This window comes from Micromonospora sp. NPDC047527, assembly GCF_040643015.1.
In the GTDB taxonomy this organism is placed as follows: Bacteria; Actinomycetota; Actinomycetes; order Mycobacteriales; family Micromonosporaceae; genus Micromonospora.
This window is the reverse complement of the sequence record NZ_JBEYTK010000007.1, coordinates 174,093-193,364: the sequence shown is the minus strand read 5'-3', so window position 1 is coordinate 193,364 and position 19,272 is coordinate 174,093. Positions and strand designations below refer to the sequence as shown.

General features: G+C 71.9%; 19 protein-coding genes and 1 pseudogene. 11 read left to right on the top strand and 9 right to left on the bottom strand.

Annotated features, from left to right (window positions below):
- Positions 1-48: 48 nt before the first annotated feature.
- Both hisI and ABZ808_RS25375 read right to left on the bottom strand, forming a co-directional pair.
- Positions 49-480: a phosphoribosyl-AMP cyclohydrolase gene (gene hisI / locus ABZ808_RS25380; RefSeq protein WP_357011237.1), complete on the bottom strand. Its 432-nt coding sequence runs from the start codon at positions 478-480 to the stop codon at positions 49-51.
- Between the two features lie 168 nt (positions 481-648).
- Positions 649-1,479: pseudogene (locus tag ABZ808_RS25375) on the bottom strand (hypothetical protein); the annotation flags it as partial.
- 29 nt (positions 1,480-1,508) lie between these two features.
- On the opposite strand from ABZ808_RS25375, the gene ABZ808_RS25370 reads away from it, so the two are divergent.
- The 6 genes from ABZ808_RS25370 (at position 1,509) to ABZ808_RS25345 (ending at position 5,653) form a co-directional block, all read left to right on the top strand.
- Positions 1,509-2,279 carry an ABC transporter ATP-binding protein gene (locus ABZ808_RS25370; RefSeq protein ID WP_357011075.1) on the top strand — a complete coding sequence of 257 codons (771 nt, stop codon included), beginning with the start codon at positions 1,509-1,511 and terminating at the stop codon, positions 2,277-2,279.
- Entirely contained in the window at positions 2,276-3,031 is a 756-nt protein-coding gene (locus ABZ808_RS25365) for an ABC transporter permease (protein ID WP_357011073.1), read from the top strand. The genes ABZ808_RS25370 and ABZ808_RS25365 overlap by 4 nt, the downstream gene beginning before the upstream one ends.
- A 53-nt stretch (positions 3,032-3,084) precedes the next feature.
- A complete protein-coding gene (locus ABZ808_RS25360; protein WP_357011071.1) occupies positions 3,085-3,681 on the top strand; it encodes a TetR family transcriptional regulator in 597 nt (198 codons plus the stop codon).
- A gap of 232 nt (positions 3,682-3,913) precedes the next feature.
- On the top strand, positions 3,914-4,348 hold the full coding sequence (locus ABZ808_RS25355) for a hypothetical protein (RefSeq protein WP_357011069.1): 435 nt from the start codon (positions 3,914-3,916) through the stop codon (positions 4,346-4,348).
- Positions 4,349-4,352: 4 nt separating this feature from the next.
- On the top strand, positions 4,353-4,724 hold the full coding sequence (locus ABZ808_RS25350; RefSeq protein ID WP_357011067.1) for a sigma factor: 372 nt from the start codon (positions 4,353-4,355) through the stop codon (positions 4,722-4,724).
- 71 nt (positions 4,725-4,795) lie between these two features.
- A complete protein-coding gene (locus ABZ808_RS25345) occupies positions 4,796-5,653 on the top strand; it encodes an RNA polymerase sigma-70 factor (protein WP_357011065.1) in 858 nt (285 codons plus the stop codon).
- A gap of 33 nt (positions 5,654-5,686) precedes the next feature.
- On the opposite strand, the gene ABZ808_RS25340 is transcribed toward ABZ808_RS25345, so the two are convergent.
- From ABZ808_RS25340 to ABZ808_RS25330, 3 genes are all read right to left on the bottom strand, one after another.
- Positions 5,687-6,436 (bottom strand): DUF2470 domain-containing protein, encoded by a 750-nt coding sequence (locus ABZ808_RS25340; protein WP_357011063.1) that lies wholly within the window; start codon positions 6,434-6,436, stop codon positions 5,687-5,689.
- A 75-nt stretch (positions 6,437-6,511) separates the two neighbouring features.
- Positions 6,512-8,293, bottom strand: a complete 1,782-nt coding sequence (locus tag ABZ808_RS25335; RefSeq protein ID WP_357011061.1) for an ABC transporter ATP-binding protein — start codon at positions 8,291-8,293, stop codon at positions 6,512-6,514.
- Entirely contained in the window at positions 8,290-10,179 is a 1,890-nt protein-coding gene (locus ABZ808_RS25330; protein ID WP_357011059.1) for an ABC transporter ATP-binding protein, read from the bottom strand. The genes ABZ808_RS25335 and ABZ808_RS25330 overlap by 4 nt, the downstream gene beginning before the upstream one ends.
- Before the next feature lie 161 nt (positions 10,180-10,340).
- Here ABZ808_RS25330 and ABZ808_RS25325 point away from each other — a divergent pair, with 161 nt between their 5' ends.
- From ABZ808_RS25325 to ABZ808_RS25315, 3 genes are all read left to right on the top strand, one after another.
- Positions 10,341-10,973 carry a TIGR03085 family metal-binding protein gene (locus tag ABZ808_RS25325; RefSeq protein WP_357011057.1) on the top strand — a complete coding sequence of 211 codons (633 nt, stop codon included), beginning with the start codon at positions 10,341-10,343 and terminating at the stop codon, positions 10,971-10,973.
- 322 nt (positions 10,974-11,295) lie between these two features.
- Entirely contained in the window at positions 11,296-12,051 is a 756-nt protein-coding gene (locus tag ABZ808_RS25320; protein ID WP_357011055.1) for a terpene synthase family protein, read from the top strand.
- A 137-nt stretch (positions 12,052-12,188) separates the two neighbouring features.
- Positions 12,189-14,015, top strand: coding sequence for a long-chain fatty acid--CoA ligase (locus ABZ808_RS25315; protein ID WP_357011053.1), 1,827 nt, complete (start codon positions 12,189-12,191; stop codon positions 14,013-14,015).
- Between the two features lie 94 nt (positions 14,016-14,109).
- Here ABZ808_RS25315 and ABZ808_RS25310 read toward each other — a convergent pair whose 3' ends face one another.
- Positions 14,110-15,567, bottom strand: coding sequence for a PLP-dependent aminotransferase family protein (locus ABZ808_RS25310; protein WP_357011051.1), 1,458 nt, complete (start codon positions 15,565-15,567; stop codon positions 14,110-14,112).
- A 59-nt stretch (positions 15,568-15,626) separates the two neighbouring features.
- Between ABZ808_RS25310 and ABZ808_RS25305 the strand changes: the two genes are divergently transcribed.
- The gene (locus ABZ808_RS25305) at positions 15,627-16,382 is read left to right on the top strand and encodes a hypothetical protein (RefSeq protein WP_357011049.1); all 756 of its coding nucleotides are present in this window, start codon (positions 15,627-15,629) and stop codon (positions 16,380-16,382) included.
- Between the two features lie 101 nt (positions 16,383-16,483).
- Positions 16,484-16,945 carry a hypothetical protein gene (locus ABZ808_RS25300; protein ID WP_357011047.1) on the top strand — a complete coding sequence of 154 codons (462 nt, stop codon included), beginning with the start codon at positions 16,484-16,486 and terminating at the stop codon, positions 16,943-16,945.
- 6 nt (positions 16,946-16,951) lie between these two features.
- Here ABZ808_RS25300 and hisF read toward each other — a convergent pair whose 3' ends face one another.
- From hisF to ABZ808_RS25285, 3 genes are all read right to left on the bottom strand, one after another.
- Positions 16,952-17,719, bottom strand: a complete 768-nt coding sequence (hisF, locus tag ABZ808_RS25295; RefSeq protein ID WP_357011045.1) for an imidazole glycerol phosphate synthase subunit HisF — start codon at positions 17,717-17,719, stop codon at positions 16,952-16,954.
- Positions 17,720-17,795: 76 nt separating this feature from the next.
- Positions 17,796-18,794 (bottom strand): NADP-dependent oxidoreductase, encoded by a 999-nt coding sequence (locus ABZ808_RS25290; protein WP_357011043.1) that lies wholly within the window; start codon positions 18,792-18,794, stop codon positions 17,796-17,798.
- A 46-nt stretch (positions 18,795-18,840) separates the two neighbouring features.
- Positions 18,841-19,272, bottom strand: a complete 432-nt coding sequence (locus tag ABZ808_RS25285) for an organic hydroperoxide resistance protein (protein ID WP_357011235.1) — start codon at positions 19,270-19,272, stop codon at positions 18,841-18,843.

The following is a 19,272-nucleotide window of genomic DNA, read 5'->3' as shown; positions in this document are numbered from 1 at the left end:
GCCTTTCGTTCGCGGCGGCGGGGCTGCGGCGCGCCGCGTCCCGCGCGGTCACCGTGCCTCCGGGCTGGTGACGGGCAACTCGGTGAAGAAGCAGGTCCGGTGCCCGGTGTGGCAGGCCGCGCCGACCTGTTCCACGCTGACCAGCAGCGCGTCCCCGTCGCAGTCCAGGGCGACGGAGCGGACGTACTGGTGGTGCCCGGAGGTGGCGCCCTTGACCCAGTATTCGCGCCGACTGCGCGACCAGTAGGTGGCCCGGCCGGTGGTGAGGGTGCGGTGCAGCGCCTCGTCGTCCATCCAGGCGACCATCAACACCTCGCCGGAGTCGTGGGCGCGGACCACGGCGGCGACCAGGCCGTCGGGGGTACGGCGCAGCCGTTCCGCGATGGCCGGGTCGAGCCGGGACGGCCGGGCCGGCACGGCAGCCGACGCGCCGCTCGGATCGCTGGGGACGCCGGTCAGCGGCGCGTCAGGTACGGGCACAGTGACCCATTGTCCCGCACGCGGCGCGGGCACCGGCGACGGCTCCCACCGGAGGTGGACCGGCCGGGCGAGCTGGGCCACGTAACGGTCCAGCCGGCCGTCGACCAGGGCGTCCGCCAGGTCGGTGCCGGCCGCTTCGGCGATCTCCTCGGCGTACGGCCGGACCAGCGGCAGGATGCCGGCGACCAGCCGTACGGCGGCGGCCCAGAGCTGCCCGCTGGCCCCCGGGCGCAGCCCGAGGCAGAGCAGCATGTCCTCCCGGTAACCGGGCGGGGCGACCGGCAGCTCCAGGGCCGCCGCGAACGCCGCCCGGCGGGAGTGCACCCGCACCGAGGGGTTCGCCGGGCGCAGCACCGACGGGCACAACCGCGCCAGGTCCGCCACGGCGAGCCGGACCCCGACGCGGTCGTCGGCGGCCCGTGCGGCGGCGGCCTTGCCCAGCACGGCGATCAGCTCCTCCAACCGGGGCGGTTCGGCGGGCTGGCAGAGCACCGGCAGGTCAATGCGGGGCCGCCAGTGCGGGTCGGCCCAGAGCAGCCGGGCCGGCGCGGTGACCGGCAACCCGAACGCCCAGTCGGCCGGCTCGCCGAGCCGGTGCACCCAGGAGCGGACGTCACGCGCGGCCACCGAGACATGGGTGACCCGGCCGGCGGTCTCGGTCAGGTATGCACGGCGGGCAGCGTACGGTGCGCCCCCGACGAGCACGTCGAGGTCGACGTCGCTGTGCGCGGTGGCCGCCCGGCGGGCGTGACTGCCGCGCAGCAGGATGCCGACGACCGGCCGGTCGGCAGCCTGCCGCAGACGCGCGGCCCAGTCCTCAAGAAACCCGCCGTGCGGTAACGGAGCGTGACCCACCGCGCCATCGTGCCGTACGTCCGTTCGGTACGCAATGCCCGATGGCGGACCTGCTGTCCGATCCGGAGCGTACTGCCCGTTCTTCCGTTGGGTGCGGTAGGCCGCATTGCGTGGGCTCGATATCTCATCTAGCGTTGAGTTCATCGGGTGTTGAATTTCATCGGAGGTACGGAATGACCGACGCGATAGCGGTCCGTGACCTGGTGGTCGACCGGGGCGGCCGGCGGGTGCTGGACGGCATCAGCTGCACCGTTCCGCGCGGCGCCGTCACCGGGCTGCTCGGCCCCAGCGGCAGCGGCAAGACCACGTTCCTGCGCGCGGTGGTCGGCGTGCAGGTGGTCACGTCCGGGACGGTGACCGTGCTGGGCCAGCCGGCTGGTGCTCCCGCGCTGCGGCACCAGGTCGGCTACCTCACCCAGGCGCCGAGCGTCTACGCCGACCTGACCGTGCGCGAGAACGCCCGCTACTTCGCGGCCCTGCACGGACGCGGTCGCGCCGAGGCGGACCAGGCGGTCACCGATGTCGGGCTGGCCGCCGCAGCCACCCAACTCGTTGGCACCCTCTCCGGCGGCCAGCGCAGCCGGGCTTCCCTGGCCTGCGCCCTGGTCGGCAACCCGGAGCTGGTCATCCTCGACGAGCCGACAGTCGGCCAGGACCCGGTGCTGCGCGCCGACCTGTGGGCCCGGTTCCACGCGATGGCCGCCGCCGGCACCACCCTGCTGGTGTCCAGCCACGTGATGGACGAGGCGGCGCGCTGCGACCGGCTGCTGCTGATCCGCGCGGGACGGCTGATCGCCGACGACAGTCCGGCAGCGATCCGCGCGTCCGCCGGGGTGGACGACCTCGACGAGGCGTTCCTGCGGCTGATCCGCGCCGAGGAGGCCCGCTCCGGCCCGACGGAAACCCTCGGCCGGACCTCGGGCACCGGACGGGAGGCGTCGTGAACCCGCGGATCCTGGCGGCCACCACCGGTCGCATCCTGCGCCAACTCCGGCACGACCGGCGCACCATCGCGCTGCTCCTTGTGGTTCCGACCGCCCTGCTCACCCTCGTCTACTTCATGTACGTAGACCAGCCGACCCCGCCCGGACAACCGTCCACGTTCGACCGGGTCGCCCTGGTGATGCTGGGCGTCTTCCCCTTCGTGATCATGTTCCTGGTGACCAGCATCGCCATGCTCCGGGAACGCACCTCCGGCACCCTGGAGCGCCTGCTCACCACCCCGCTGGGCAAGCTCGACCTGCTCTTCGGGTACGGCATCGCGTTCGGCTTGGCCGCCGCAGTGCAGGCCACGGTCGCCGCCGGTGTGGCGTACTGGATCTTCGATCTGGAGACGGCCGGCAGCAGCGGTCTGGTGATCGGGATCGCGGTCGTCAACGCTGTGCTCGGCGTCGCTCTCGGGCTGCTCTGCAGCGCCTTCGCCCGCACCGAGTTCCAGGCAGTACAGTTCCTGCCGGTCGTGGTGATCCCTCAACTGCTGCTGTGCGGCCTGTTCGTGGCCCGTGACCAGATGGCCGGCTGGCTCCAGGCGCTCAGTAACGTCTTCCCCCTGTCGTACGCCGTCGAGGCGTTGCAGGAGGTCGGCGCGCATGCCGAACCGACCGGCACGATGTGGCGGGACGTGGCGGTGGTGCTCGGCGCGGTGGTGTTGGCGCTGGTGCTCGCGGCGGCCACCCTGCGCCGACGTACCGGCTGAGACCTGCGCGGCCGTGGTGCGGCTACGCCTGTGGAACCAAACGAAGGGCGACGATGACGCGGCGAACCGGTCGGCGACCCGGCAACCCGGGCACCCGGGAGGCGATCCTCGACGCGGCACGCACGGCGTTCGCCGATCGTGGCTTCGACGTCGCCTCGATCCGTGCCATCGCCAGCGCGGCGGGGGTCGACCCGGCGCTGGTGCATCACTACTTCGGCAGCAAGGACCAGCTGTTCCTCGCCGCGATGAACTTCCCGGTCGACCCCGGTCAGCTGGTGCCGACGGTGCTCGCCGGCGACGAGGACGGCGTCGGCGAGCGGCTGGTGCGCAACTTCCTCGGCGTGTGGGACTCTCCGGCCGGTACTGCGGCGCAGGCGCTGCTGCGCTCCGCCGTGAGCAACGAGTGGACCGCCCGCCTGCTGCGCGAATTCGTCACCACCCAGGTGCTGCGGCGGGTGCTGGAGCAGCTTGACGTCGACAGGGACGAGCTGCCGCTGCGCGGTTCCCTGGTGGCCACCCAGATGATCGGCCTGGCCCTGATGCGCCACGTCGTCCGGATGGAGCCGGTCGCCTCGGCGGACCCGGAGACCCTTGTCGCCGCCATCGGCCCGACCATCCAGCGGTACCTGACCGGGCCGCTGCCGACCTAGGCGATCAAGGCCGCGGTCCGGGGGTGGACCGAGCGGGCGCCGCGATTCGTGACAGCGGGGCCTGCCGCTCGGCGACCTGTCACGAATGAGAGAGCTGTTCGGTCCATACCTGGTGACAACCCGCCCACCACCGGGCGCTGGTGTCCGACGCGTCTGGTTGCGTCGGCTGGCGTCTCTCGGGGCGGCGACACCTCCGGACGTCGGGCCGGGACAGCGCAGGGAGGCAGCACCCGTGACCATCATCATCCGCATCGCGTTGGCGGTCTTGTTCGTCGACGAGCTCGTCGTCGGGGCCTGGAACGCGATATGGCCGGCGAGCTTCTACACGGACTTCCCCACAGTGGACCTCACGCCGCCGTTCAGTGAGCACTACGCGCGGGACTTCGGCACCGCGACACTGGCGATCGCGCTGCTGCTGGGCATCGCGGCAGTCAAGCCCAAGGCCCATTTCGTCATCCCCGCCGCGGCAGCCTATTCGATCTTCGCGGTGCCGCACTTCTTCTACCACCTGACGAACCTGGAGAACGCCACAGTCGGTGAGGCGATCCTCCTCACCACCGCAAACGCGGCCGTGGCGTTCCTCGGCCTGGTGATCATCCTGCTGACGGTGCTGCGTGACCGTCGAGCGGCTCAGCGCGGCCTCGTGCCGGCTCCGATCGCCCACTGACGCGATGCCAGCCCCTGTTCCCGAACACGCCCGGCCACCTGATTCAGCTGCCCTACCCAGCGCGTTCTGCGCCGTCGTCGCCGAACGACGCTTCCTCAAGAACCTCGCATATCGCCTGCTCGGCTCGGCCGGCGCCGCGGAACGCGCGGTACGGGAAACGTACGTCCGCTGGTACACGATGCCGGACGACCAACAGGACAGCATCGACAGACCAGTCACCTGGCTCGTCGGCACGCTCGTGCGGATCTGTGTCGATCTGCTCGAATCGTCTCCGCTCCGTGCCGGCGAGCAGACCGCCGGCCGAGCCGGTCGCCCTCATCTCGCGGGCTCTCCGCCTCGACAGTGGCGCGTCTGGCGGGATGCTCCGAGGCTGTAGTACGGCCGGACCGGGGTATCCACGTTTGCCCTGGTACTCAACAAGCGGATATTGCTGGAGAAAAGGGGACAGTGATCGACGCGCTAGGGGTGTTCGCAGCGGTCCGTCCCCGGCTCTTCGGCATCGCCTACCGGATGCTCGGCAGCGTCGCGGAGGCGGAGGACGTCGTGCAGGACGCCTGGCTCCGGTGGCAGCAGACCGATCACAGCCAGGTACGGGACCCGATCGGGTTCCTGGTCACGACGACCTCCCGCCTTGCCCTGAACGCCGCGACATCGGCTCGCGCCCGACGCGAGTTGTATCCCGGTCCGTGGCTGCCCGAGCCCGTCGACACCTCCGCCGACCCACTATTGCGGGCCGAACGGAACGAGTCGCTCGAACTTGCCGTACTGCTCCTGTTGGAACGGCTCAGGCCGGCCGAGCGGGCGGTGTACGTGCTGCGCGAGGCGTTCGACTACCCGTTCCGGCGGATCGGCGAGGTGCTCGGCATCAGCGAGGCGAACGCGCGGCAGCTCGGCCGACGCGCCCGTCAGCACCTGGCCCAGGAGCGGCACGATCCGGTCGCCCGCGCGGACCACGGCCGTCTGCTGCGGGCCTTCCTCGCCGCCGCCCGGTCCGGGGACCTGGGTCAGCTCGAGAAACTGCTCACCGAGACGACCATCTCCTACGCCGACGGCGGCGGCACCGTCCGGGCCGCACCGGTACCCGTCGTCGGACGCGACAACGTCGCGCGTTACATCGTGGGGCTGGTCCGGAAGTTCGGCAGCGACCTGTCGCTGGAGATCGTCGAATCCAACGGCCAGGCGGCGATCCTCCTATCGCGGGCCGGAACAGCTGCCGCGATTGTCACTATCGATGCCTCACCCGCCGGAATCGAACAAGTGCTGATCATCCTCAACCCGCAGAAACTCACCCAGTTCCAGCGATGACCACGCCGGTGCCGGGCGGCGGTGGGCCGCCGATCAGCGGGGCGGACGCGCCTCGGCCCGGCGGCGCAGCGTCGGAAGCAGCCCGTCCAGCTCGTCCGGGCCGGCCACCGGGCACGGAAAGGCCAGCCGGACACGACGGCGGGCGCCGGGGCGACCGAGGGCGACCACCAGACCGTACCGATCGATGCGGACCACCCGCGGCGGCCCGTCCGGGGTCTGCTCGGTCAACCCGAGCTGCTGACGCAGGTAGTCGGTCACCTCGGCGGTGTCGCGATCGGCGAGATCGGCCAGGAGCAGCGCCTCCACCGGGTGCACCGGGTCCGGCTCCGCCTCGGCGTACTCCCCCGGGTCGATCCGCTGCACGACCCCGGCCCGCTCCCAGCGGACCTCGGCCACCTCGAAGCGGAACAGCCGGAACCGGGTCCCCACGTCGAGCAGGTCACCTGTCGGCTCGACCGTGGCGAAGTCGACAGCCGCGGAGCGCGCCTCGTCCCCGTGCAGTTCGGCGGCCCAACCGGAGACCCAGGCCCGGCCCAGCCCGGGGGCGCCGGCCGCCGGTGGCAGGTCGAGCACGTCTAGGACCACCGCGACGTCGGTGTTTCCGCCGTCGGGCTGCAACGCGGCGGCGAGGTGGCTGGCGATCGGCACCAGCAGCAGAACCCGCCCGTCGGGGTCGGTCACGTGCCGGGCGTGGTGCGGGCCCGGCCGGTGGGCCAGGTGGATGAGGCCGGGCAGCCAACCGGCGACGAGAGTACGAACGGTCTCGGCAGGACTGGGCCGCATGGGCACCTCCTTTGGTTAGGCTTACCTAACTCGGAGCGTAGAGCACCCAGCCCACCACGTCCACCTGCGCCTCCGTTACCGGGTCTGCTCCAGCCAGGACGCGTACAGCAGGCCGTAGACCGAATCGGCATCCCGAACCAACTCGTCATGCGGGCCGCGCTGCACGATCCGCCCCCGGTCCACCACGATCACCTCGTCGGCCGCCTGCGCCGTGGAGAGCCGGTGCGCGATCGCGAGCGTCGTACGACCCCGCGTCACCGCCTCCAGAGTGCGTTGCAGGCGCACCTCCGTCGCCGGATCCACCGCGCTTGTCGCCTCGTCCAACACCAGCAGATCCGGGTCCGCCACGTACGCCCGAGCCAACGCGACCAACTGCCGCTCCCCGACGCTGAGCGCCTCACCGCGCTCACCGACCGGAGTGTCCAGGCCGGCCGGCAGGCCATCCAGCCAGTCCGCCAGGCCCAGCTCGGTGAACGCGGTGCTCAGCTGCTCGTCGGTCAGGTCCGGCCGGGCGAAGCGGACGTTGTCCCCCACCGTCGCGTCGAAGAGGAACCCGTCCTGCGGCACCATCACCACCCGGGACCGCAGCGATTCGAACCGAACCTGCGACAACGGCACCCCCGACAGCAGCACCGCACCCGCCGACGGGTCCATCAACCGGGTCAGCAGCTTCGCGAAGGTCGTCTTGCCGCTGCCGGTCTCCCCCACCACCGCCACCCGGCTCTTCGCCGGGATCTCCAGGTCGATGTCGTGCAGCACCGGTGGGCCACCCGGATAGGCGAACCGCACCCCGGCGAACCGGATGTCCAACGGACCACCCGGCAGATCCCGCCCCTGCTCCCCCGGGTCGGCCACGTCCGGAGCGACGTCCAGGACGTCCAGCACCCGCCGCCAACCCGCGATCGCGTTCTGCGCCTCGTTCAGCACCTCCGTGGCGATCTGCACCGGCTGGATGAACAGCGTCACCAGGAACAGGAACGCGGTCAGCTGCCCGATCGACAGCGTGCCGTCCACCCCCAGCGTCACCCCGAGCACCACCACGCCGGCCAGCGCCACCCCGGCCGCCAGCTCACCGACCGAGCTGCCCACGATGCTGATCCGGATCGCCCGCTGCTGCGCCTGACGCTGACTGTCGATGGCGTCGTCCAACCGCCGCGCGGTACGCCCCGCGATGCCGTACGCCCGGATCACCGGCGCGCCCACCACGCTCTCACCGATCGCGCCCAGCAGCGCCCCGGTGCGCTGACGCACCGTCGCGTACGCCGCGCCGAGACGGCGCTGCAACTGCCGGATGATGAACACCGCCGGCAGGAACGCCACCAGCACCACCAGGGTCAACTGCCAGGAGTACGCCAACATGACGGCCGTCGTCACCACCAGCTGACCCAGGTTGACCAGCAGGATCACCCCGCCCCACTGGAGGAACTGGGTGATCTGGTCGACGTCGCTGGTCACCCGCGAGACCAACGAACCACGCCGCTCCGACTGCTGGTGCAACATCGACAGGTCGTGCACATGCCGGAACGCCCGCGTCCGCACATTTGCCAACGCCGTCTCGCTGACCGTGAACAGCCGACGCATCATCAGGTAACCGCAGACCGTGGTGACCGTGAGGATCGCCGCGGTGATCGCCACCACCGACCAGACCACGTTCAGGTTCAGGCCACCGATGATGCCCCGGTCGATGCCCTGCTGCACCGCCACCGGCACAGCCACCCGGCCCACCATGTAGACCAACGCCAGGGCCAACGTGACCGCGAGCCCCGTCCGCAGCTCCGGCGAGAGCGCCAACCCGCGCCGGAACGTCTGCCAGGTCGTCTCGGACTTCGCCGCCCGCTCATCAGTCTGCGCGCTCACCGAACCGGCCTTTCGTTCTCGATCTCCAGGCCCGACGGCAACGGCGCGACCTCGTCGTACGCGCGCTCCTGCGCCCGTTCGACCTCCGCCTGCTCGTAGGCGGTGACAAGGTCCACGTACCCGGGCACAGTCGCCAGCAACTCGGTGTGCGTGCCCCGGGCGACCACCCGGCCCTGCTCCACGTAGATGACCTCGTCGGCCAGCGCGATGGTCGCCCGGCGGTACGCGACGACCAGGATCGACGCGGCCTGCGCTCCCGGCTCGCCCGCCGACGAGCGCAGACCGGCCAGGATGGCCGCCTCCACGCGCGGGTCCACGGCGCTCGTCGCGTCGTCGAGCACCAGCAGACGTGGGCTCCCGGCCAACGCACGGGCCAGGGTGAGCCGCTGCCGCTGCCCACCGGAGAGCGAGGTGCCGCGCTCGCCGACCATGGTGTCCAGTCCGTCGGGCAGCGCCGCGACGAACCCGTCCGCCTCGGCCAGCCGCAGCGCCGCCCAGACGACCTCGTCGTCGATGCCCGGCCGGTCGAGGGCGATGTTGGCGCGGACGGTGTCGTCGAAGACGAACGGCACCTGCGCGACCAGGGCGACCGTGCCCGCCAGCGACGCCGCCGTCAGGTCGCGCACGTCCACCCCGTCCAGCTCGACGGTGCCGGCGTCCGGGTCGACCAGGCGCACCGCCAGCGAGGCGATGGTGGACTTGCCGGCGCCGGTCGGCCCGACCAGGGCCACCGTCCGGCCGGCGGGCACGGTGAAACCGACCTCGCCGAGCACCTGCGCGCCGGTCTGGTGCGCCTCCGCCGGCGGGTACGAGAAGTGCACGTCCGTGAAGGTGAGGGTGGCCGGGCCGGAGATGGCCGGGTCGAGCACGCGGGACCCGTACGGCATCTCGCCGGTGGCGTCGAGCACCCGGCGGACCCGGTCCCAGCCGGCGACGCTGCGCGGCAGCTCGGCCAGCACCCAGCCGATGGCCCGCACCGGGAAGGCCAGCACGGTGAAGAGGAAGGCGACGCTGACCAGCTCGGTGACGCTGATCGCGCCCTGCCGCAGCCGGAACGCCCCGACCACCAGCACCGCCAGGGTGCCGAGGCTGGGCAGGGTCTCCAGCAGCGGGTCGAAGACGCCGCGCAGCCGGCCGACCGAGATCAGCGCGTCCCGCAGTTCGCGGGCACGACCGGCGAACCGGGCGGTCTCCTGCGCCTCACGGCCCATCGTCTTGACCACCAGCGCGCCGTCGAAGCTCTCGTGGGCGATCTCGCTGACCTCGGCGCGCAGCCGCTGCGCCCGGGCCTGTCGGGGCGCCATCCGGCGGGAATAGACCACGTTGAGCGCGAACAGCGCGGGAAAGACCGCGAGACCGACCAGGGCGAGCGCCCAGTCGGTGGCGAACAGCGAGACGATCGCGCCGACCAGCATCACCAACGTGCCGACCGCGAAGGGCAGCGGCGCGATCGGATACCAGGCCGCCTCCACGTCAGAGTTGGCGTTGGAGAGCAGCGTGCCGGTGGCGTTGCGGTGGTGCCAGGACAGCGGCAGGTCCAGGTACCGGCGGGTGACCCGGCGTCGGTAGGCGGCCTGTAGGCGGTACTGCATGTAACCGGCGCCGAGCCGGCGGCCGAAGATGCCCACCACCCGCAGCACGCTGATCCCGAACAGCGCGACCGCGGCCAGCGCCAGGGTGCCGGTGGCCACCTGTCCGCGGGCGATGGCCGGTATCACCACGTCACCGACGACCCCGCCCACCACGTACGCGCTGGCGATGACCATCCCGCCGAACAACACGCTGCCGACCACGGCCACCGCGAATATCCGTGGCTGTTCCCGGATCGCCTGCCGGAGGACTCCCAGCCCTCGGCCGAGCACGTCCCGACTTGTCCCGCTCGCCACGCCATCCCCCGCCGTAAGCCACAATTATCTCCCTCATCCTTACCGGTCTCCGCCAACACGACGACCCGGACCGGATATGTCGACGGTCACGTACCGGACGGCGCGCCAACCGGGAATATGCCCGACGCGCGGTGCGGGGCATCCGGGCCTACGATCGGGCCATGCCGCCGCGGTACGCCCGAGCCGAGCGCGAGTCGCTGGCCGATCTCCTGCTGGCCCTCGGGCCGGACGCCCCGACCATCAACGAGGGCTGGGCGACCCGTGACCTCGCCGCGCACCTGGTGCTGCGTGAACGCCGACCGGACGCGGCCGGCGGGATCCTGCTGGCGCCGCTGCGCGCGTACTCCGAACGGGTCCGTCGCCGGATCGCTGCCCGGCCCTACCCGGAGCTGGTGGCGCAGGTGCGCCGGCCGCCGGTGTGGAGCCCGGTCAGCAACCCGTTGACCGACGAACTGGTCAACACGGTGGAGTTCTTCATCCACCACGAGGACGTGCGGCGGGCCGCATCGGGGTGGCAGCCGCGCGAGTTGCCACGTGGCCTGCAGGCCACGCTCTGGAAGCGGGCCGCCCCACTGGCCCGGATGACGCTGCGCCGCTTTCCGGCCGACCTGTACGTCCAGGCGCCCGGTTACGGCGAGATCTCCGTCGGCCGTGGCGGCGAGCCGCTGCGGTTGGTCGGCGCCCCGGCCGAGTTGACTTTGTTCCTCTCCGGGCGGCAGAGGGTGGCCCGGGTTCAGCTGGATGGTCCGGCGGCGTCCGCGCGGCAACTGCGTGACGCCAGCCTGGGTATGTGACTGTCTGTACCGAATCGGTCGCGGAACTTCCACGGATTGCGCACTCCCAACGATGCGCAACGATGCCTTCTCCCGTACGCTTCACCGCGCCGTTCCGCGCCGGGGCGGCATGAAGTGGGGGCGGAGCATGCGTAGTTTCGCGATTTCGGCGCTACGGGAACCTTCCTTTGTGGGAGGGCGCCATCAGGCCACGGATCGGGTGGCGAACGAGAGCGTCGAATGGGCGCGCACGTTCGGGCTGGTCGATTCCGGACATCGGGTTCATCGATTGCAGCGGGCGGATGCCGCCGGCCTAGCCGGCCGGGCCTGCCCAGACGGGCCAGTGGAGGGGGTACGGCTACTCGCCGACCTGATCTCCTGGCTCTTCGTCATGGACGACGCCTGCGACGAGGACGGCCTCGGGACCAACCCGGGCCGGTTGGCGCCGGCCATCGGGGCTCTCCTCGACGTGCTGGACCGGTGCGGTGATCCGGCCGCGCCACCGCCGACCGGAGCCGGTCCGCTGGGGGCCGCGCTGCACGATCTGTGCCGCCGGACCCGGGCGCAGGGCCGCTCGGCGCTGCTGCTGCGGTTCGTCAGCCAACTGCGCGAGTATCTGCTGGCGCTGCTCTGGGAGGCGGCCAACCGGGAGCGCCAGCGGGTCCCCGGGGTCACGGAGTACGTCCAGCTGCGGCGACACATCGGCGGCGTCCACCCCTGCCTCACCCTGACCGACCTGGCGTCGGGGCGACCACCGGGGCCGACGCGGCGCGCCGATCCGGCGCTGACGGCTCTGGACCTGCTGGCGGTCGACCTGGTCTGCTGGTGCAACGACCTCTTCTCCTACGGCAAGGAGAGTCGTTCCGACCCGGACGCGCACAACCTGGTGACGGTCATCGCCCAGGAGGGCGGTCTGGATGAGGCGGACGCGCTGCGAGCTGCCGCGGACCGTTTCAACCGAGGGTTGGCGGCGTACCTGGATGCCGAGGAGGCGCTGCTGGCCAGCGGTGACGACGGGCTGCACGAGCCGCTCGCGTCCCGACGCAACTGGGTGCGTGCCACCTACGACTGGTCAGTGATGGCTGCCCGGTACGCCTGAATCATCGGAACCGGTTGGTGGGACAGGCAGCCGCATGATCTCCAGGGCTAGCCGATGCACGGTGCCAGGCAATACTCTTCGGTAACCGTTTTGACGTGACAACCGTCACGCCACCACCCCCGAAGGCGGCTACAGCGATGGCTCTCGATGTACCGTACCGCTCCATCCCGGACATGTTTCTCAAGCGCGTGTCGGCGACCCCCGACCAGCACGCCTTCGCGTCACCACTGCCCGACGACTCGGGCCCCAACTGGCTGACCTGGGAGCAGGTCGGTCAGCGCGCCAAGGCGGTCGCCGCCGGCCTGCACGCGCTCGGCGTCGGCCAGGAGGATCCGGTCGCGATCCTCGCCAGCACCCGACTGGACTGGGTGGTCGCCGACCTCGGCATCATGTGTGCCGGTGGGGCGACCACCACCGTTTATCCGACCACCGAGCCGGGGGACGCGACGTTCATCATCGCCGACTCCGGCTCGCGGGTGCTGTTCGCGGAGAACCCCGCCCAGGCCGCGAAGATCGCGGGAGCGGCCCTGCCCGCGCTGACCCACGTGGTGCTCTTCGACGGTGCCGCCGACCCCGCCGCGGCGGTGCCCCAGCTCACCCTCGCCGAACTGGAGGAGCGGGGCGCCGTCGCGCTGGCCGCCGAGCCGGATCTGATCGACATGCTCGTGGCCGGCATCGGCCCGGACCACCTGGCCACCCTGATCTACACCTCCGGCACCACCGGTCAGCCCAAGGGCGTCGAGCTGCTGCACGGCGGCTGGTGCTGGGAGGCTGTGGCGCAGGCCGAGGTCGGGCTGCTGCGCGACGACGACCTGCAGTACCTGTGGCTGCCGCTGGCCCACTCGTTCGGCAAGACGCTGCTCTGCGGCGCCATCCACGTCGGGCTGCCGACCTACGTCGACGGTCGGGTGGAGAAGCTGGTCGACCTGTTGTCGGTGATCCGTCCGACGCTGATGTGCGGCGCTCCCCGGGTGTTCGAGAAGGTCTACAACCGGGCCGTGACCACCGCGCAGGGCGCCGGCGGCGCGAAGGCGAAGATCTTCGCCTGGGGCGTCCGGGTCGGCAAGGAGAAGGTGGCCCTGGAGCAGGCTGGCAAGCCGGTGCCGGGCGGGCTGAAGCTGCGGTACGGGCTGGCCGAGAAGCTGGTGTTCAGCAAGCTCCAGGCCCGCCTCGGCGGCCGGATGCGGGTGCTGGTCTCCGGTGCGGCTCCGCTCAGCCCGGAGATCGCCACCTTCTTCGCGGCGGCGAACCTGCCGATCTCCGAGGGCTACGGCCTCACCGAGACCAGCGCCGGCAACTTCGTCAACCCGCCGTCGGGGCTGCGGATCGGCACGGTGGGCCAGGCGATGGGTGACCTGGAGTGCCGGATCGACACCGACGGCGAGATCCTGGTGCGTGGTCGGCCGGTGATGCGCGGCTACCACAACCTGCCGGAGGAGACCGCCGCCGCGTTCACCGAGGACGGCTTCTTCCGTACCGGCGACATCGGCACCCTCGACGAGCAGGGCTACCTTCGGATCACCGACCGCAAGAAGGACCTGGTCAAGACCTCGGGCGGCAAGTACATCGCGCCGTCGCACATCGAGGGGATGTTCAAGGCGATCTGCCCGTACACCTCACAGGCGGTCGTGGTCGGTCAGGCCCGCAACTTCTGCACGATGCTTGTCACGCTGGACCCGGACGCGATCCAGGGCTGGGTCGCCGGCGGCCCGCTGGAGGGGCGCAGCTACACCGAGATCGTGACCTCGCAGGAGGCCCAGACGATGGTCGAGGGGTACGTCGCCCAGCTCAACGCCAAGCTCAACCGCTGGGAGACCATCAAGAAGGTGGCGATCCTGCCGCGTGACCTGACCATCGAGGACGGCGAGATCACCCCGTCGTTGAAGATCAAGCGGCGTGGGGTGGAGAGCAACTTCGCCAGCGAGATCGACAAGATGTACTCGGGCACCCTCGCAGAGCTCTGAGTCGACCGCCGGTGGCTCGGCACCGCTCGGGTGCGGAGCCACCGGCGACTCAGCCGGCACAGGCGATGGTCGGGGCTCAGGCGACGGGTCGGGCTCAGGCGATGACGGAGGGCTCTCGCCACCGCTGCCGGCCGGCGCGGTCCAGGTCGTAGCGGACCGTGGCGATCCGCCCCACGGCCTCCACCAGGTCGGTGGCCGGCAGGGTGAACGGCAGCCGCAGGAAACGCTCCAGGGTGCCGTCCAGACCGAACCGGGGGCCGGGCGCCAAGCGGACTCCGACCTCCTCGGCGGCCCGGGCCAGCGCGCTGGAGACCGGGCCGTCCAGCTCGGCCCAGAGTGTCACGCCGCCGCGCGGGATGCTCACCCGCCAGTCCGGTAGCTGGTGCGCCAGCGCGCCGAGCAGCGCGTCGCGTTGGGCGGCGAGTTGGACCCGGCGGGCCGCGACGATCGCGGCCGCGTCGTCGAGCAGGTGCACCGCTACCAGCTGGTCGAGCACCGGGCTGGACATGTCCACGCCGACCCGGACGGCGGCCAGTCGCTGCACCTGCGGCGCGGAGGCGCGGACCCAGCCGATCCGCAGGCCACCCCAGTACGGCTTGCTCATCCCACCGATGCTGACCACCCGGGAGTGCCGGTCGAACGCGGCCATCGGCGGGGGCAGCTCGGTGCCGTCCAGCGGCAGGTCCACGAAGGACTCGTCGACGATCAGGTCGGTGCCGACGGCGTGGGCGGCGGCCACCACCCGCTCGCGCAGCGCGGACGGCATCAGATGCCCGGTCGGGTTCTGGAACTCCGGGATCAGGTAGGCCAGCTTGGGCCGGGTCTGCCGAAGGCTGCCCAGCAGCAGGTCGGGCTCCCAGCCGCCGGCGTCGACGGACAGCCCGTGGGTGGTGATCCGGGCCCGCCGGCCGGCCAGGGCGGCGAGCGCGTTGGGGTACGTCGGGGACTCGACCAGCACGCTCCCGCCGGGGGGCAGGGCGAGCCGCAGCACCAGGTCCAGGGCGTGCTGGGTGCCGCTGGTGACCATGATCTGGTCGGCCGAGGTGGGCAGGCCCCGGGCGGTGTAGCCGTCGGCGATCGCCTCGCGCAGCTCGATGATGCCGGTCGGGTGGTAGCCGGCCCCGCCCAGATAGCGGGGCAGGTCCTCGGTGGCGGCCCGAGCCGCGCCGAGCAGTTGCGGCGGGGCGGCCAGCGCGGCGACGCCGAGGTCGATCATCTCCCGGTCGTCCAGCGGGGTCCAGAGCCCGGTGCTGGCCACCCGGTGGTTGGCGGGCAGCATCGTCCAACTGCCGGCGCCCCGACGGCTGGCCAGGTGCCCGGTCTCGCGCAGCTCCCGGTAGGCGGCGGTGACCGTGGTACGGCTGATCCGCAGCGCCTCGGCCAGCTCTCGCTCGGCCGGGAGGCGGACGCCCAGCGGCAGCCGGGCGTCGGCGAGCAGCCCGCGCACCGCGCCGGCCAGGGCCGCGTAGTCGGGGCTGCGGCGGCGGCCCGGCAGGGCATGCCACTGCCCGAGCAGGCGGGCCAATTGGACGCCTCTCACCTGACCTGCCATAGCCACTCCTCGGATATTGGCTTCTTCCTCCGGGAGGATTGGCACCTAGGGTGGCATGCATGGCACTGATTGGCAATCTGCGGCATCGGCCGGTGCGGCGACTCACCCAGCTCTACGTCGGGCTCGTCCTCTACGGGGTCAGCATGGCCCTGATGATCCGCTCCGACCTGGGCCTCAACCCGTGGGACGTGTTCCACCAGGGGTTGTCCGAGCTGACCACGCTCTCCTTCGGCACCGTCACGATCCTCGTCGGTGTCGTGGTGCTGCTGCTCTGGATCCCGCTGCGACAGCGGCCCGGCCTGGGCACGGTCAGCAACGTGGTCGTGATCGGTCTGGTCGTGGATGCCACCCTGGCCCTGCTGCCAGGCGGTGGACCGCTCGGCGTGCGGATCGCGCTGCTGATCACCGGGATCGTCGGCAACGGCGCGGCGACCGCCCTCTACCTTGGCGCCCATCTGGGCCCCGGCCCGCGCGACGGGCTGATGACGGGCTTCGTGGCCCGTTGGCCCGGTCGGTCGGTCCGGCTGGTGCGTACCGCCATCGAGATCATGGTGCTCGCGCTGGGCTGGCTGCTCGGCGGCACGGTAGGCGTGGGCACCCTCGCCTACGCGCTGGCCATCGGCCCGTTGACGCAACTGTTTCTCCCGCTGTTCGCGGTGCCCACAGCGGACACCGCCGCAGACCACCCGACGGACGCCACGCCCGCACCGGCCGTTGCCGCAGACCACCCGTCGGACGCCGCGCCCGCGCCGGGCAGGCAGAGCGTCGGGCCGTCCGCCACGGAAGGTGTCGAGCCGGTGGCGCCGGCCGGCTGAGCCCTCACCGACGGTCCCCGGGCCGGCACGCCACGGGGTGTAATAGCGCACGTTCGCGGGTGGGTGTTCCCTTCCGCGACGCTCGCCGTCATCATCTCTGCATGGGGGACAACGGTTGGCGTTGGACGGACGCCTGGATCTTCGTGTCGCTGGTGATCGCGAGCGGAGCCGGGCGGCACCGACGGTCCGCGACCAGCCGCCGTCCGGAGGGCGTCCGTCTGACCGACGTGCTGTCCACCGCCGATCACCTCAACCACGCGATTCCACAGCGGCACGAGGTGGAGGCCGCCGTCCAGCGGTTGGTCGGCGCCGGGCTGGTCACCGTCGCCGACGGCTGGTTCCGGATCACCGCCGAGGGCGAGCAACTCTGGCGTACCCGGCCGCGTGCCGGGGTGGCGACCATGGTGGACACGGTGCAGGGTGTGTTGAGCCGCCGCCGCGAGCCCGGTCGCGCCGACTGGATCCTCGACGAGGAAGATCACGCGGCGGCCGTGCAGGAATACACCGTCCGCTCGATCCCCACGCCCCGCCGGTCACCGGAGGGGCACCCCGGCGGGCACTGACCGGGCTCAGCGCACCGGGTGACCGCTGCGGCGCAGCGCGTCCTTGACCTCGGCCACGGTCAGCTCACCGAAGTGGAAGACGCTGGCGGCGAGCACCGCGTCCGCGCCGGCCCCGATCGCCGGCGGGAAGTGCCCCACCTCGCCGGCGCCGCCACTGGCCACCACCGGCACGTCCACCACGGCCCGCACCGCGCCGATCAACTCCAGGTCGAAGCCCGCCTTGGTGCCGTCGGCGTCCATCGAGTTGAGCAGGATCTCCCCCGCGCCCAGCTCAGCGCCCCGCCGCGCCCACTCCACCGCGTCGATGCCCGTGCCACGCCGACCGCCGTGCGTGGTGACCTCGAAGCCGCTGGGCGTGCCGCCGGCCGGCGCGCGGCGCACGTCGAGGGAGAGCACGAGCACCTGCCGGCCGAACCGGTCGGCGATCTCGGCGATCAGCTCCGGTCGGGCGATGGCGGCCGTGTTCACGCCGACCTTGTCGGCGCCCGCGCGCAGCAGCGTGTCGACGTCGGCGACCTGCCGGACCCCGCCACCGACGGTCAGCGGGATGAAGACCGACTCGGCGGTGCGGCGCACCACGTCGAGCATGGTGCCCCGGTCGCTGGACGACGCCGTGACATCGAGGAAGGTCAGCTCGTCGGCGCCGGCCCGGTCATAGGCGGCGGCCAGCTCCACCGGGTCGCCGGCGTCACGCAGGTCGAGGAAGTTGACCCCCTTGACCACCCGTCCCGCGTCCACGTCCAGGCAGGGGATCACGCGCACCGCCACCGTCATGCCGCGAGCCTATCCTCCGCACGCGGGGCGGTGGCAGACCTGTGAGGCCGGCCACCGCCCCGCGTCGGATCGGGACTCACACCCGGACGAGCATCTTGCCGAGGTTGTCGCCGCGCAGCAGGCCGAGGAACGCCGCCGGGGCGTTCTCGATGCCGTCCACGATCGTCTCGTCGTAGGACAGCGTGCCCTCGCGCAGCCAGCCGGCGACGTCACGGACCAGCGCCTCGCGCAGGTGGCCGTGGTCGCCGACCAGGAAGCCGCGCAGCGTGAGCCGCTTGCCGATGACCAGCGCCAGGTTGCGCGGTGCGGCCGGCGGCTCGGTGTCGTTGTACTGCGCGATCATGCCGCAGATGGCGGCCCGGCCGTGCAGCTTCATCGCCGAGATCGCCGCCTCCAGGTGGTCGCCACCGACGTTGTCGAAGTAGACGTCGATGCCGTCCGGGGCGGCCGCCCGCAGCGAGTCACGGACCGGGCCGTCGTGGTAGTCGAACGCGGCGTCGAAGCCCAGCGCCCGCAGCCGTTCGACCTTGGCCGGCGAGCCGGCGCTGCCGATCACCCGGCCGGCGCCCTTGAGCTTGGCGATCTGACCGACCAGGCTGCCCACCGAGCCGGCCGCGGCGGAGACGAAGACCGTCTCGCCGGGCTTCATCGCGGCCACCTCCAGCAGCCCGGCGTACGCCGTCAGACCGGGCATGCCCAGCACGCTCAGGTACGCGCTGACCGGGGCGAGGCTCGGGTCGACCTTGCGGGCGGAGCTGGCGTTGAGCAGCGCGTACTCCCGCCAGCCCAGCCCGTGCAGGACGGTGTCGCCGACGGCGACGTCCGCCGCCTCACTGGCCACCACCTCGCCGATCGCGCCCCCGTCGAGCGGCGCGTCGAGGGCGAACGGCGGCACGTACGACTTGACGTCGTTCATTCGCCCGCGCATGTACGGGTCGACGGACATGTACTGGTTGCGGACCACGATCTGGCCCGGGCCGGGCGTCGGCACGTCGGTCTCGACGAGCCGGAAGGTGTCCTCGGTCGGCCAGCCGTGGGGGCGGCTGGCCAGGTGGATCTCGCGGTTGCTGGTCACGGGGTGGGTGTCCTCTCGTCCGCGGTCGGGGGCTGGGCGGGCGACGTCACGCGGGCAGGGTCTCGCGGACGGTCAGCGCGACGTCGATGTTGCCGCGGGTGGCATTGGAGTAGGGGCAGACCTGGTGGGCCTGCTCGACGATCTGCTCGGCGGTCTCGCGGGACACCGCGGGCAGGTCGACGACGAGCTGCACGGTGAGCCCGAAGCCACCGCTGCCGCTCGGGCCGATGCCGACCTCGGCGGCGACGACGGAGCCGGTCACGTCGGCCTTGGCCCGGCGGGCCACCAGCCGCAGAGCGCCGTGGAAGCAGGCCGCGTAGCCGGCGGCGAAGAGCTGTTCGGGGTTGGCGGCGCCACCGGTGCCACCCATCTCCTTCGGCACGGCGAGGTCGAGCGTGAAGGTGCCGTCGGAGGTCTCGACGTGGCCGTTCCGGCCGTCGCCGCTGGCCGTCGCGGATGCGGTGTAGAGAACCTGCAT